The sequence below is a fragment of the Polaribacter sp. Asnod6-C07 genome, from assembly GCF_045063625.1.
GTDB classification, from domain to species: Bacteria; Bacteroidota; Bacteroidia; order Flavobacteriales; family Flavobacteriaceae; genus Polaribacter; species Polaribacter vadi_A.
This window is the reverse complement of sequence record NZ_JBEFOF010000005.1, coordinates 3695188-3710650: the sequence shown is the minus strand read 5'-3', so window position 1 is coordinate 3710650 and position 15463 is coordinate 3695188. Positions and strand designations below refer to the sequence as shown.

General features: G+C 29.6%; 10 protein-coding genes. 7 read left to right on the top strand and 3 right to left on the bottom strand.

Annotated elements, in window-relative coordinates; all coding sequences use genetic code 11:
- The first annotated feature begins 43 nt into the window (after positions 1 to 43).
- Positions 44 to 1471, top strand: coding sequence for an ATP-dependent RecD-like DNA helicase (locus ACJJVK_RS16130; RefSeq protein WP_405567904.1), 1428 nt, complete (start codon positions 44 to 46; stop codon positions 1469 to 1471).
- On the opposite strand, the gene ACJJVK_RS16125 is transcribed toward ACJJVK_RS16130, so the two are convergent.
- Complete coding sequence (locus ACJJVK_RS16125; protein ID WP_405567902.1) at positions 1468 to 2418, bottom strand: lipid A deacylase LpxR family protein; 951 nt, start codon at positions 2416 to 2418, stop codon at positions 1468 to 1470. The genes ACJJVK_RS16130 and ACJJVK_RS16125 overlap by 4 nt on opposite strands.
- A gap of 92 nt (positions 2419 to 2510) precedes the next feature.
- Between ACJJVK_RS16125 and ppk2 (ACJJVK_RS16120) the strand changes: the two genes are divergently transcribed.
- The 4 genes from ppk2 (ACJJVK_RS16120) to ACJJVK_RS16105 are packed head-to-tail and all read left to right on the top strand — an operon-like array spanning position 2511 to position 10188.
- A complete protein-coding gene (gene ppk2, locus ACJJVK_RS16120; protein ID WP_215995263.1) occupies positions 2511 to 3371 on the top strand; it encodes a polyphosphate kinase 2 in 861 nt (286 codons plus the stop codon).
- 4 nt (positions 3372 to 3375) lie between these two features.
- Positions 3376 to 4161 (top strand): polyphosphate kinase 2, encoded by a 786-nt coding sequence (ppk2, locus tag ACJJVK_RS16115; RefSeq protein ID WP_215995262.1) that lies wholly within the window; start codon positions 3376 to 3378, stop codon positions 4159 to 4161.
- A gap of 34 nt (positions 4162 to 4195) precedes the next feature.
- Positions 4196 to 9232: a cadherin-like domain-containing protein gene (locus ACJJVK_RS16110; protein ID WP_405567899.1), complete on the top strand. Its 5037-nt coding sequence runs from the start codon at positions 4196 to 4198 to the stop codon at positions 9230 to 9232.
- The gene (locus ACJJVK_RS16105; protein WP_405567898.1) at positions 9232 to 10188 is read left to right on the top strand and encodes a type IX secretion system membrane protein PorP/SprF; all 957 of its coding nucleotides are present in this window, start codon (positions 9232 to 9234) and stop codon (positions 10186 to 10188) included. Before ACJJVK_RS16110 ends, ACJJVK_RS16105 begins: the two co-directional genes overlap by 1 nt.
- A gap of 24 nt (positions 10189 to 10212) precedes the next feature.
- Here ACJJVK_RS16105 and ACJJVK_RS16100 read toward each other — a convergent pair whose 3' ends face one another.
- On the bottom strand, positions 10213 to 10845 hold the full coding sequence (locus ACJJVK_RS16100) for a hypothetical protein (protein WP_405567896.1): 633 nt from the start codon (positions 10843 to 10845) through the stop codon (positions 10213 to 10215).
- Positions 10846 to 10912: 67 nt separating this feature from the next.
- On the opposite strand from ACJJVK_RS16100, the gene ACJJVK_RS16095 reads away from it, so the two are divergent.
- Both ACJJVK_RS16095 and ACJJVK_RS16090 read left to right on the top strand, forming a co-directional pair.
- Positions 10913 to 11458 carry a Smr/MutS family protein gene (locus ACJJVK_RS16095; protein WP_405567893.1) on the top strand — a complete coding sequence of 182 codons (546 nt, stop codon included), beginning with the start codon at positions 10913 to 10915 and terminating at the stop codon, positions 11456 to 11458.
- Positions 11459 to 11473: 15 nt separating this feature from the next.
- On the top strand, positions 11474 to 12607 hold the full coding sequence (locus ACJJVK_RS16090) for a cysteine desulfurase family protein (RefSeq protein ID WP_405567892.1): 1134 nt from the start codon (positions 11474 to 11476) through the stop codon (positions 12605 to 12607).
- A gap of 39 nt (positions 12608 to 12646) precedes the next feature.
- Here the strand turns inward: ACJJVK_RS16090 and ACJJVK_RS16085 are convergent, their stop codons facing one another.
- Positions 12647 to 15424, bottom strand: a complete 2778-nt coding sequence (locus ACJJVK_RS16085) for an alpha-amylase family glycosyl hydrolase (RefSeq protein WP_405567890.1) — start codon at positions 15422 to 15424, stop codon at positions 12647 to 12649.
- Between the last annotated feature and the right edge of the window lie 39 nt (positions 15425 to 15463).

Here is a 15463-nt window from a genome sequence, read left to right as displayed (position 1 = left end):
ATTTCTTTGCAAAGAAATGTATCTTTGAACCTTTAATTTTTTTATGATAAAAATACCTGCAGAATTTTACAAAGAACTTCAAAAGAAATTTCCACATAATCCTACACAAAAACAAGGCCAATTATTACAATTATTAAGTAATTTTATTTTTAATGATGATAAAGATGCGTTGTTCTTATTAAAGGGTTATGCAGGTACAGGTAAAACTACTACAATAAGTACATTTGTAAATTCGCTTTGGGCTTCTGGTAAAAAAGCAGTTTTGTTAGCGCCAACAGGTAGAGCAGCTAAAGTTATAGCCATATATTCTAAAAGACCAGCTTTTACAATTCACAAAAAAATCTACTTTCCTAAAAAGCAAGGTAATGGTTCTGTAGATTTTGTTTTACAAACCAACAAACATAGAAATACTATTTTTATAGTAGATGAGGCTTCTATGATTCCTGATGGTAGGCAAAATCAAAAATTGTTTGATTCTAGTTCTTTATTAGATGATTTAATCTCTTACGTTTATAATGGTCATAATTGTAAATTAATTTTTATTGGTGATACTGCTCAGTTACCTCCTGTTAAGTTAGATATAAGCCCTGCTTTAGAAGAAGAGACGTTAAAATATGCTTATCATAAAAATGTTGAAGAAATTGAGTTGGATGAAGTAATGCGTCAGCATGAGAATTCTGGAATATTAGCAAATGCAACACATTTAAGACTTTTATTGCAAAATAATGGAGATAATTTTCAGTTTGATGTTGATTTTCCTGATATAAAAAGATTAATTGATGGTTATGATATAGAAGATGCTTTGGTTACTGCTTATGATAATGATGGAGGAGTAGAAGAGACTGCTTTTATTGTGCGTTCTAATAAAAGAGCCAACCAATACAACCAACAAATACGAATGAAAATTCGTGGACAAGAAAATGAAATTTCTGCAGGAGATTATGTAATGGTTGTAAAAAATAATTATTTTTGGCTAAACGAATCTTCAAAAGCTGGTTTTATCGCCAATGGCGATATTTGCCAAGTTTTAAAAATATTCTCTATTAAAGAGTTATATGGATTTAAATTTGCAGAAGTTGAGTTAAAAATGATAGATTACCCAGAAATGCAACCTTTTGAAACGGTTTTGTTGTTAGATACTTTAATTAGTGAAAGTCCGTCTTTAACTTACGAAGAATCTAATAAATTGTACCAAGCTGTTAAAGAGGATTATGCAGATGAAAAATTAAAGTACAAACAATTTCTAGCCATTAAAAAGAACAAATATTTTAATGCATTGCAAGTTAAGTTTTCTTATGCAATGACTTGTCATAAATCGCAAGGAGGTCAGTGGCAAACTGTTTTTATAGAGCAACCTTATTTGCCAGATGGGGTTTCTAAAGAATATTTTAGATGGTTATATACAGCTATTACAAGAGCGCAAAAAAAACTATATTTAATAGGTTTTAAAGATGATTTTTTTGAAGATTAACGCAACAAGTAATTAATACTTATAGTTCCGTATTTATGGCCGTAAGTATATCTTAAATCTTTGGTTTTATTGGTGTTATAATTAAATATATAAGCAAAATTAAAACGATTAGCTGTAAATTTAATACCAAGTTCTATATTAAATACTAAAGGAACTATTTCTTTAGTAACCAAACTGTTATTGTTTAAAAAACTACCTTGAATTGTAGCATCATAAAAATTATATTGTAGAATAGGTTTCATATAAAAGAAAGACTCTATTTCTCTTTTAAATTTTGTTTTATCATCATTTAAATTTGTATTAAAAGCTATTGAGTTTGCCATTTTTTGAAGCGCTGTAAAACCAAATCTTAAATTAAAACCAGAATTAATATTGGTAAATACGGTACCTAAATTAGCAGAATTTGCCCAAGAAATATCAAAAGTATTCGATTCGTTATTTGTTAAGGAGGTAATGTATTCTGTACCAAAATTTAAACCGAAGGCATTTTCTATTTGATATTGCCATCCTGTAGCTTCTTCAAAACCATAGATGTCGTGAATAAAATCTTGTAGTTCTTTGCCATAAGCATTTGGTCCAACAATACCAATTTGTAAAGAAGTGTTTAAGATTTTATTTTTTTTATATACTTTTTTTAATCCAAAACCAGCGTATAAATAACCTGCAAAAGGTCTATCATGTAAATTAATAGTTTTTACAACAGGTTTATAGGGGGTGTACATTTTATGGCCAATTTGCCATTCTATAATTTTTTTGTCTAAGTTTTTATTGTTATTTTTAGTTAAGTATCTGTAGGTTAAAAACATTCCATTTGTGTAATAACGATCTCTGTCTACAGAAGCATAGAGGTCATTATCATTAACAAAACTGATCTCTTTAGCATATTTTTGCTGAGAAGAAATAGATAGTGATACAAAAAAAATAATTATAAAAATTCGGTTTTTCATCGAAGACAAATATATTATGAATCAATTTAAAATGATAAAATTTAACGCAATTTTAAAAAAAGGTTTTATTTTAGAGCAATTAAACTAAAAATATGAATTCTAAGGGAACTTTAACTGCAGAAGATTTTAATAAAATTACAAGTAGTAAAGAATTATTAGCGCTTATTAAAGAAAAAAACATGTCATTTTCAAAAGTAGAAAACACACTTACTTATGATAATGAACTACGTATGCTACAAATAGAATTGGTAAAATTACAACGATTTGTTTCTAATAATAATAAAAGAGTTGCTATAATATTTGAAGGTAGAGATGCTGCAGGTAAAGGTGGTAATATCCGTAGATTTATGGAGCATTTAAACCCAAGATCTAGTAGGTTAGTAGCACTTAATAAACCAACAGAAGTAGAAAAAGGACAATGGTATTTTCAAAGATATATTAAAGAATTACCAAATCCTGGTGAAATTGTTTTTTTTGATAGAAGCTGGTATAATAGAGCAGTTGTAGAACCAGTTATGGGTTTTTGTACAGATACACAATATAAAGAATTTTTACAGCAAGTGCCAGAATTTGAGCACATGATGTATGAAGATGGTGTAATTATTATAAAATTTTGGCTGTCTATTACAAAAGAAGAACAAGCTAAGCGTTTTGAAGGCAGAAAAGAAGACCCGTTGAAAAGGTGGAAATTTAGCCCTGTAGATAGACAAGGCCAAATTCTTTGGGATAAGTATACTTATTATAAAGAAGAAATGTTTACCAAAACCCACACAACCTACAGTCCTTGGATGATTGTAAAAACTAATGATAAAAAAGTTGCAAGATTAGAAGCAATAAGACATGTTTTGTCTCAGTTTGATTATGAAGGTAAAACTGAAGCAGGTACAGTTTTAAATCCTGATCCTAATGTTGTTATGCGTTATTATCGTTCAAATATTCATCAAATAGATTAAATAAATGAGTAATAATTTAACAGAGTCTGATGTAAAAAAACTTAACTCTAAAAAAGGGTTGTTAGCATTACTGTCTAAAGAACCTTTTAATGTAGAAAGAGCTTTAAGATATATAGATTATCAAAAAAAATTAAAAAAATTACAAACTGAGTTAATTCGATTACAAACTTGGGTAATTAATAATGATGAAAGAATTATTGTTGTTTTTCAAGGTAGAGATGCAGCAGGTAAAGGTGGAGCAATAAGAAGAATTACAGAACGTATTAATCCACGTTTTATGAGAATTGTTGCATTACCAAAGCCTACTGAAGATGAAAAATCTCAATGGTATTTTCAAAGATATGTAGAGCAATTGCCTAAAGCAGGTGAAATGGTTTTTTTTGATAGAAGTTGGTACAATAGAGCAGTAGTAGAACCTGTAAATGGTTTCTGTACACCAGAAGAATATGAAATTTTTATGAATCAAGTTAATGATTTTGAAAGAATGATTTTAGATTCTGGCATACACTTGGTGAAAATTTACATGTCTATCTCTAAAAAAGAACAAGCCAAACGTTTTGCTGATATTAAAAGCGATCCTTTAAAACAATGGAAAATGACAAAGTTAGATGAAAAGGCACAAGATTTGTGGGATCAATACACAGAATATAAAAATGCAATGTTCGAAAGAACAAATACAGAAATTTCTCCTTGGAAAATTATAAGAGCCAATAGAAAAACAGAAGCTAGAGTAAATGTGATAAATCATATTTTAAAAAGAATTCCTTATGATAAAAATTTAGAAATTTAGTTTATTGCTTAATCCCCCAATTTAAATTTATAGTATGCTAATTAAACGTTTCATAGCATTATTTTCTTTATTGTTTTGTGTACAATTACTAGTTTCTCAAACTGCACCTATAGCTAGTAACGATAATACTGTTGTATTAAAAAACACAAATTTAAACATAGTTGCTCCAGGTGTTTTGGCAAATGATACAGATACAGATGGTGATACAATTACAGTTACATCTTTTTCAATTAATGGAATAGAATTAACAGCAGATCAATCAGCAAGTTTTACAGAAGGTGCTATTCAGATTTTTAAAGATGGAAGTTATACATTTACTCCAACATTAGATTATAGAGGAATTGTACCAACCATAAATTATACAATTACAGATGGCACTTTTACAAGTTCTGCAAACTTAAACATTACTATTAAAGATGCTCCAATTGCCAATAACGATACAATTGTTGCAGTTGTTAATACAGCTATAAATCAAATTACTCCAGGGCTTTTAGAAAATGATACAGATGCTGATCAAGATGTATTAGTAGTTACCAATTTTACAATTAACGGAACAACTTATAATGTAGGTCAAACAGCAAGTTTTTCTGAAGGAAGTATATTAATATTTCCTGATGGTAGTTATAATTTTACGCCGACTTTAAATTTTTCAGGTGATGTTCCAACAATAAATTATACCATTTCAGATGGAAATTTTACAAGTTCAGCAGACTTAAATATCTCTGTAGAAAACATTCCAGAAGCCAATGATGATGATAATTCTACAATCGTAGATCTTTCAATAACAGAAGCAACTCCTGGGCTTTTAATAAATGATACTGATTTAGATGGAGATTTACTTTCAATATCTAAATTTTCAGTAAATAGTTTAGATTATAATGCTGGGCAAACAGCCACTTTTTCTGAAGGTTCAATTATTATATCAGCAAATGGAGCATATTCTTACACACCAACTCAAAATTTTGTGGGTGATGTTCCTCCTGTAAATTATACTATTACAGATGGGGTTTTTGAAAGTTCAGCTATATTAAATCTTACAGTTTATTTACCTCCAGAGCCACCTGTAGCCAATAACGATTATGATACAGTAGATATAAATACTACCTTAAATGTTGCTATACCTGGTGTTTTTATAAATGATACAGACATCAACGTACAAGATATTTTAACTGTAACTCAGTTTTCTGTAAATGGTTTTACATTCAATGCAGGTCAAACAGCTAATTTAGCACAAGGTAATTTAACTATAGCAGAAGATGGGAGTTATATTTTTGAGCCTACAACAGATTATATAGGTGAAGTGCCAACCATAGTTTATACAATTACAGACGGTACATTTACAAGATCGGCTAATTTATATTTAACAGTAGAACCTACAGAAGACTTGTTAGAAATTAGTAATTTAGGTAGTTGTAATCAAGGTTTTAATGCAAATGGAGAATATAAAATTGTATACAGCCTAATACTTACTAATATAAATAATGCTAGAGATTTACACGAACCAGCATTAATTAGAAATATCGATTTAATAGATGATTTACAAAGTGCTTTTGGAGTTGGTTGTGTTGTAAATGTAGAGGCTGCAACAGTAAGTAACAATTTAGTAGAAAACATTGCAGAAAGTTCTTACTTTCCAATGGATTTTGATAATTCAGCAATCAATAATGGATTTTTAAATGGGAATTCAAGTGCTGTTTTTAATGATAATGCTATTAATAATTTAATTCTATACCCAAGGCAATCTATTTTTGTTAGTTTTTGTGTAACCGTAAATCCATTTTGTAATGGAAGACCTAATCCAACTCCATCAGGTTCAGGTATTAATTTTACAAATACAATAACAGCAAATACAGACAAAGGTAATAACGCAATAAGTGCTATTACTTTAAACGATTTTCATACAACAGAAGCTGTTGTTTCTGCGGGTTTATATGTGCCAGAGTTTAATAATCAAACTATAGATCCTCCTGGTTTGGTGAATTTTGATGGTACTTACGATTACGTAAACACTATTATATTAACAAATGAAGGAGCAGTAGATGCCCAAAATATTAATTTTAATATGGGGTTAGACGATTTTAGAAATAGAGTTGTTTTTACAGAGTTTCTAATATCACAAGTTTCAGGGCCAGATGTTACAGTAAACACCAATTACGATGGAAATAACGAAACAACTTTATTAACACCCAATAACATTCTGCCTGCAGGAGAAACTGTTGTTTTAGAAATTTATTATAAAATTGGCCCAATAGATAATGGTAGTTATAGCTATTTTAATCAAACTAGTTTATCGCAAACTCAAGGAAATGCAGATGGTTTTGATGCTTTATCAGATGCAAATAAAAGTGCTTTTACCTTTGTAAGTTGGTCAGATGGTTTGGGTAGTCATTTAGATCGTTATTATTTTGCTAATTCAGCTTCAGCAAGTATAACATCAAGTTTATATTGTACTTGTACAATTGCTGGTATGCGTTTTATTTTTGATGCAGAATCAGAAACAGATAAAAGAATTACTAATGTTGTTAAAGTGCCAGATGGTATTTTAGAACACGAAGAAATTACCTATCAAATTACTATTGAGAATACAAGTGATTCTGTTCAGTTAGATGAATTGCAAATCACAGATAATTTAAATAGTACTTGTGGTGGTAATATACTTTCGGTTTCTACCCCAACAATTTTTAGTTCATCAGCAACTACAACCCCTAATTTAAATTCAAATTATGATGGCGTTTCAGACACCAATTTATTTGATGGTACTTCTGGATTGTTAAAAATTGGAGAAACAATTACAGTAGAATTTACAGTGTTGTATAGTGAGTCTTGTATTGGTTCAAATTCGGCTTCTTTTACATCAAATGATCCTTTAGATAGACAAATTTCATCATCAAACTCAACTAGTGTAAATGCATCTACAGATACAGATAATGATGGTATTATAGATGATTTTGATTTAGATGATGATAATGATACTATTGCAGATGTTTTAGAATATGATGGTTTAAATCCTCTAGATGATGATGATGCCGATTTTATACCCAATTATAGAGATACTGATTATGGTTCAGATAATAATGCAGACGGAATTGTAGATATTTTTGATTTTGATAATGATGGTGTGCCAAATCATTTTGATTTAGACAGCGATAATGATGGGATTTTAGACATTGTAGAAGCAGGTAATACATCAGATGATGTCAGTAAAAATGGTAGAACAAATAATAATGTAGGTGCAAACGGATTGGATAATTCTAATGAAACCAATGATGGTTCAAATGCGACTATTAACTATAATTTACCAAATACAGATGGTACAACAAATCCAGATTTTTTAGATATTGATGCAGATGGAGATGGAATTGTAGATAACATAGAAGCGCAACTCACCAATAATTATGTAACAACAAGAGGTGTTTTTACAGATGCAGGTATAGATACAGCTTACCCAAATGGACTTACACCTATAGATTCTGAAAATGATAACATTCCAGATTATATAGATATAAATTCAGATGATGATATAAGAGATGATATTATTGAAGGTTGGGATACAAATAGTGATGGAACTGCAGAAACTGTAGCCACAAATTCTGATGCAGATAATGATGGTTTAGATGATGCTTTTGATAATAATGATAGTCTACTAAATCCAACAAATGGACAAACACCACAAAGTTTTCCAAATTTTGATAATTCAGATACTCCAGAAAGAGATTGGCGAGAAATTATTGCAATAGTTGTACTTATAGATGATGTTAGTTTCTCAGAAGGTAATGAATTTGTTTTTACATTAAGGTTAGTAACCAAAAACGATAATTCTGTATTAATAGAAAGTGCATTTCCAATAACAATAAATTTTTCAACCACAAATGGTACAAATTTAACTGGTCAATATGATGCTGCTATTGCTCCTTTTGATTACTTTAGTGTTTTAAATACAGTATTTACAATTCCCCCATTAATGAATACAGAACAGTTTTCTACAACAACTCTAGAAGATAATATTTACGAGTTAACAGAGTTTTTTACCTTAAATGGTACAATTACATCCAACAATACAATCAATACAAACTTTAGTGGTATTGGTACAATTTTAGATAATGATGTTGCTCCAGATATTACAATGAACAATACTCAAGAAGATGAAAATGTAGATTTAGAACATACTATTGTTATTTCTCATCCTTGTTCAACACCAATAGAAATAGAAGTAAATACAAGTGATGATTTTGCGATAAGTCCAGATGATTACTCGTCATTTTCTGATGTTTTAGTTATAGCTGGTACAATTGATGAAAACAACGCAAATACAGAAGTTTCTTTTACAATTTCATCATTTTTAGACAATTTAAACGAGTTAGAATTAGAACCTTTAGATGTAGTTGGTATTGTGCAAACTAATAATGTAGGTATACAAGATTTAACAAAAACAGCCACAATTGTAGATGTAGATCCAAATCCTTTAGTAGTTATAACTAACGAAGAAACTATAGAAGGCAAAAGCTTAAATTTTACAATTAATCTTTTAAATGATTCTGATGAGTTAATGCAAAATTATCTACCAATCAATTTGAATTTTATTACTGTTGATAGTACAACAACAGGTAATTTTGATTATGAATCAATTTCAGAACAAGTTACAATACCTGCATATTCATCAACAATAACTCAAACTGTAAAAACGTTAAACGATAATTTAAATGAAGATACAGAAACAATGTATTTACAGGCAGATTTGTTTAGTTTTAATGTAGCAAACATAGCAGCTCCAAGAGGCGTAGGTACTATCAAAGATAACGATTATCCTAATTTATTTTCACCAAATGGTGATGGTAAAAGTGATGTTTTCGAAATTTCTGGTATAGAAGATTATCCAAACTTTAAATTAACGATTTACAATCGTCAAGGAAACAAAATTTACAACTACAGTAATAATGGAAATGTAAATCCTTTGTGGTGGGATGGAACTTATAATGGTAATCCTGCACCAACAGGCGTCTATTTTTATCAATTAGATTTTAATGATGGGGAATCAGAACCTATTACTAAATTTATTCAATTAATAAGATAATGATTCAGGAAACTAAAATTATCTTAAAAAAGAGTATTAAGTTTAAACTAAACTTAATACTTCTAGTTGTTTGCTTTTTAAGTCTAAAAATGCAAAGTCAGCAAGTGCCACATTACACACAATATTTGTACAATATGCAAATAATTAACCCTGCATTTGTAGGGTATAGAGCAGAGTTAAGTGCATCAATTTTAACACGTCAACAATGGGTTGGAGTAGAAGGTGCACCTAAAACCAATACATTTTCTTTAAATGCTAGAACAAGAAAAGGTTTAGGTTTAGGTTTAACAGTTGTAAATGATAAAATAGGTTTATCAGAAACTACAAATTTAAATTTAGATGCATCATATACTCTAATAACTTCTAGATATAGTAGAGTCGCATTAGGTTTAAAAGGCGGTTTTACCTTTTTTAATAACAATTTATTTGATGGTATAACTCCAGATAGTGATGTATACGCATCAACAACTGGTAATTTTTCTAATGTAGGTTTTGGGGCTTTATTTTACAATAGAAAATTTTATGTAGGATTCTCTATTCCTTATTTATTAGAAACCCCACAATTTTATATCGAAGACAATTATAAAAAAGGAAGTTTAGCAACCAACCCAAATTACTTTTTGTCTAGTGGAGTTTTGTTTAAACTATCAGAAGATGTAATGTTTAGACCATCAACAATGGTTAGGTATACTAAAAACTTACCAATATCTGTAGACATAAATACAAATTTCTTGTATAAAGATATGATAGAAGGTGGTTTATCTTATCGTCATAAAAGTTCTGTAAGTGCTTTATTTAGTGTAATTTTAAATAAGAAATTTAGAATTGGTTATGCTTATGACCATCGATTTTCTACATTGGGTGGTAACTTAAGTTCTCATGAAATTATGTTTCACATCGATCTTAATTTTAAACGAAATACAAGGTGGTTAATTCATAACCTATGTTATTTTTAATCGTAGAAAATAGTTCAAAACACCTTAAGAAAGTAATTTTTTAATTTGATTAAAAATTAAATAGATTTCACCAGCAATTTGGGTACTTGTTTGCAAATAAACTTGTTCTTGTTCAGTAGTTCCATCAGAGAATTTTGGATCTAAAAAAGGCAATGTAAAACGATGTGTAGCTGCAGGTATAAAAGGGCAATTTCTATCTGCATCATTACAAGTTAAAATAGCCATATAAGGCTCTTGATTTATAAGATTACTATACAGTTTAGAAAAACCTAGAATATGGCTATAAGAACCCTCAAAAGATATTTGATAAGTTGGGTTTTGATGAGAAAAATCTGATAATTGAAAAGAAAACCCAGCTTTTTGTAAAGTTTTTACTGTTTTTCTGTAAAAAGCTGTAATTTCTGTACCTCCAGAAAAGGCATTAATATTTAGGTTAAAATAATAAGCAGCAAAATAGCTCCAAACTTGCCCCATTTGACTTCTTCTAGAGTTGTGTGTGCATATAAAATTCAAATTGATAATCTCATTAGTTGCATACTCTTTAGCAATAGTTTCTGCTATTTTTAACAGAAGTTTTGTTCTATCCTCAGAAATAGAAAGTTTTTTATAAGAATTTTCGAAAAAGTTTTTTGTGGAGGTGTTTGAAGTTTTCAGCATATTCACATTATTTTTTCAACAAAATTAGACTAAAATTGTATTTTTGTAAATTAATATAATGTTAAGAATGCGTTTAGAAATTGGAAATAAAGTAGCAGTTTTAGATGATGTTTTAAAAGGAATAGTCACAAATATTAAAGGTGATGATATTTCAGTTAAAACCGAAGATGGAATGCTTTTTATTTTTAAAAGTAATGAGTTGGTTAAGATAGAAAAAGAACAACATGAGCTTACTAAATTCTCTGACATTAACAATGCATTTTTAAAAGAAAAAATAGCTTCTCAAAAAAAGAATAAAAGTGCTTTTATTAAAGAGAAAAACGAGGTGATTTTAGAAGTTGATTTGCATATTAATCAATTAATAAAATCTACAAGAGGTTTAGATAATTACGATATGTTAAACCTGCAACTTGATACTGCAAAACGAAAAGTAGAGTATGCAATTAGTAAAAGAATTTCTAAAATTGTGTTTATTCACGGAGTAGGAGAAGGTGTTTTAAAAAGCGAATTACATTCATTGCTAAATAAGTATCCTGTAAAATATTATGATGCCTCTTATAAAAAATATGGTTTAGGAGCGACTGAAGTTTATGTATATCAGAATGTGAATTAGTTGTACTTTTGCCCTATGAAAGCCATTTATTTAGATAATGCAGCCACCACAAAAATTGATGATGAGGTTTTAGAATTGATGTATAATTCTATGCAAGAATTTTTCGGGAATCCGTCTTCTACACATCAATTTGGTAGAAAAGCAAAATCTGCTGTAGAAACAGCAAGAAAAAATATTGCCAAACATTTTAATGTAACTGCTAGTGAAATTGTTTTTACAGCTGGTGGTACAGAAGCCGATAATTTAATTCTAAATAATGCCGTTTTAAATTTAGGCGTTAACAGAATTATTACATCTAAAATAGAACATCATGCAGTTTTACACACTTGCGAGTTTTTAGCAAAAAAACAAAATATACAATTAGATTTTGTAAAAGTTGATGAATTTGGATGTATAGATTTAATTCATTTAGAAGAATTATTGTCAGACTCAGATCATAAAACTTTAGTGAGTTTAATGCACATTAATAATGAAATTGGTAGTATTTTACCTGTGGATGAAATCTGTAGAATTTGTAAAAAATACGATGCTTTATTTCATTCAGATACTGTGCAAGCCATTGGGCATTATCATTTAGATTTACAAAAAGCTCCAATCGATTTTATTGTGGCAAGTGCCCATAAATTTCACGGGCCAAAAGGTGTTGGTTTTGCTTATTTTAAAAAAGGTTTTGGAATTTTACCAATGTTACATGGAGGAGATCAAGAAAGAGGAGCAAGGTCTAGTACAGAAAATGTACATAGCATTTTAGGTATGGAAAAAGCATTGCAAATTGCTTATACCAATTTAGAAAAGGACAGAAATTATATAGAAAGTATAAAACTTTACTTTATTTCTGAACTAAAAAATATTTCTGATAACATACAATTTAATGGTTGTTCATCAGATTTAAATAAAAGCAGTTATACTATTATAAATGTGCGTTTTCCTGTAAAAAATGAGATGCTTCTATTTAGTTTAGATATGGCAGGAATAGCTGTTTCTGGAGGTTCTGCTTGCCAAAGTGGAAGTAATATTGGCTCTCATGTGCTTGCTGAAATATTAAATGAAAAAGATGCAGATAATACTTCTGTACGTTTCTCTTTTTCAAAGTATACAACCAAAGAAGAAATTACAGAAACTGTAAAAAAAATAAAAGAGTTGCTGTAAAGCAACTCTTTTTTAATCTTAAATTATTAAGGAAAATACTTATTCTATAATTAATTTTTTATAAGCTTTTCCTTCCGGATTTTTAACTTCTAAAAAGTAAATTCCTTTGTTTAATTGCTGAACATTAAAAGTTTCATTTGCACTAAAGTTTCCAGAAAAATCCATTACTTTTTTTCCATTCATATCAAAAATACGAACGCTGTTTGCATTGATGTTTAATTTGAATGCATTTTTTGCAGGATTTGGATAAACCAAAACTTCATCATCTAAAAATAAATCTTCTGTAGATAAAGCAGCTTTACTGTTTCCATAAACTTTAAATTCACCAGGAGCTAAAGAAATAACATCGTTAACATTGCTTACAGTAATGGTTTGATCATCATTTAACAAATCATACCAAGTTCCAGTTTTTTGAAAAGAAGGAGTTATATTTTGCGTAGTAATTCCAAAGTTTCCAACAATGGTTACATACTGAATTTCTTGAGCAGTATCATCAGTTAAATGAATTTTCTTTAATCCATTCGTATTTGCAACATCCATGGTAAAATCAGACGTTTCAAAAATGGCGAATTTTAATTTTAACTGAATTAATTTAGACCAAGTGTTATACACATCTTTTCTATCTTGATCATCAAAATAATTCCATAAAATTGGTTTATTACCTGTTCTTCCATTTTGATCGATAGAAATATCATAACCCAATTCGCCAAATTGCCAAATCATTTTTGGTCCTGGAACTGTAAAATAAAAAGCAGCAGCCAATTCTTCTCTATCTAAAGCTGTACTTGTGTTTTTTATACTATAACTTCCACTAGAATTACCAAATTGTAAGTTTTTATACATTAAACGTTCTTCATCATGGCTTTCCATATAACTTACATTTGCAGGCACAGACCAACCTCTGTTTTTAAAAGAAATCCAAGAAAAATCTGAATCGCTACCAAAACCCATTGTAGCTTGGTTGTATTGATGATTGTGGTTGCCCCAAACCATAATTCCTTTACCTTCATTTAGTTTGTAATTTACCCATTCTGTTTCTTCAGGATTACCACCTAAATGCTCAAAAATGATGTAAAAATCAGAATCAATTTCCCATTGATAATCTGCATATTCTTTTAAAACATCCACTCTATCTTGTTGATATGCATTTGTACAAGCATCGCTACCAGTACAGTTTTGAGTAAATCCTTTGGTTAAGTCCCATCTAAAACCATCAATTTTATATTCATCAATCCAATATTGAGAAACTCTTTTTACATAATCTCTAACATCTTGTTTAGAGTGATTAAAATCGTTGAAAACACTGTAAGAATGTCTTGCAATAGGATTGAAAAACGGACTGTCTGTACTTGCTTGTCCACCATAACCACCATTATCAGTATTCCACATTCTGTAATATGGATTTTGACCAGAAGCATGGTTAAAGGCAACATCAATAATTACAGCAATTCCTCTTCTATGGCATTCATCAATAAATTGTTTAAAAGCAGTTGTGGTTCCATAATACTTGTCTAAAGCCATATGAAAAGAAGGATTGTATCCCCAAGATTCATTACCATCAAACTCCATCACTGGTAAAAATTCAATAGCATTGATACCTAATTCTTCTAAATAATCTAATCTAGCTTTTACAGCATCATAAGAATGTAATGCATCAAAATCTCTAATTAAAAGTTCATAGATTACTAAATCTGTTTTAGCAGGTTTTGTAAAATTTGTGTTTTGCCAAACATAATCTGCATCACCAGTTCTTAACAATGTAACTGCGTGATTTGTTTCTCCTGAAGGATAATTGGGTAAGTTTGGATAAGTAACATCATCTATATACTGATCATTATATTCTGTTAAAACCACAGTAGAGTAGGGATCTGCAACTCTTAAATCTGCTTCTATCATATATTGATAAGTATAATCGGTTTGTGGAGTTAAACCTGTAAGTTCTATCCAAAATCGATTTTTAGAGGAGTCTTTATTTAATAAGTAATTGTTGTCAATTTCCCAATTGTTAAAACTACCAATTACATGTACAAATTCCTTTCCTGGTGCGTAAAAAACTAAGGTAACTTTTGTGTTATCAGAAGCATTTAAATTAATACCATCTTTTAAATCTGCAGGTAACGTAGCTTCTGTAACAGTTGGCTTTACAATAGCCTGAAACGTTGTGCTTTTAGTTTCTCCATTATTAACAGCTTCTAGAATATAAGTTGTGTTTTCTGTAACTGTTGGTGAAAAACTGTAAGATGTTAAGTTCGATTTTTGGTCTATAGTAGCGCCATTTGCTTTTAAAGTAAAGTTTGCATTTAAAGAAGTTGATGCATTTATAGACAAAGTTTCACTAGCATTTAAAATTGTAGTTGAGGTTGATGGTGTATTTAATGTTAATTGAAAAGAACCCACATTAAAAATAAAATCTGCACAACCATTGTCTTTTAGTTCTTGGTTACCAGCAGCATTTCTAAACACCATACCCATATTGGTTATGCTTGCTGCTTCTGCATCTGTTAACGAATAATAGGTTTTTGGTACAAAAGTAATTTCCCAACGATTGTTAGATGAATTATAAGTCATTTCTCCAACTCCATCATCTTGTCCCCAATTACCAACAACACTTGCTCCCCAAGCATCACTTGCATTACCCACACCAGAATGTAAATATACTTTAGATGGATTATTCAATCCATTACAATCTGTGGCAGCACTAGTAGCATCTAAACTAATGGTAATAGATGCGTTCATGTCAAAAGGATTTGGTGTTATGGTTATTTGACCAAAGCCTAAAGAACTGATTAATAAAAATAGAATCGTAATTTTTTTCATATTGTATCGATTTTAAAAGACAAAGGCTACCATTGGTAG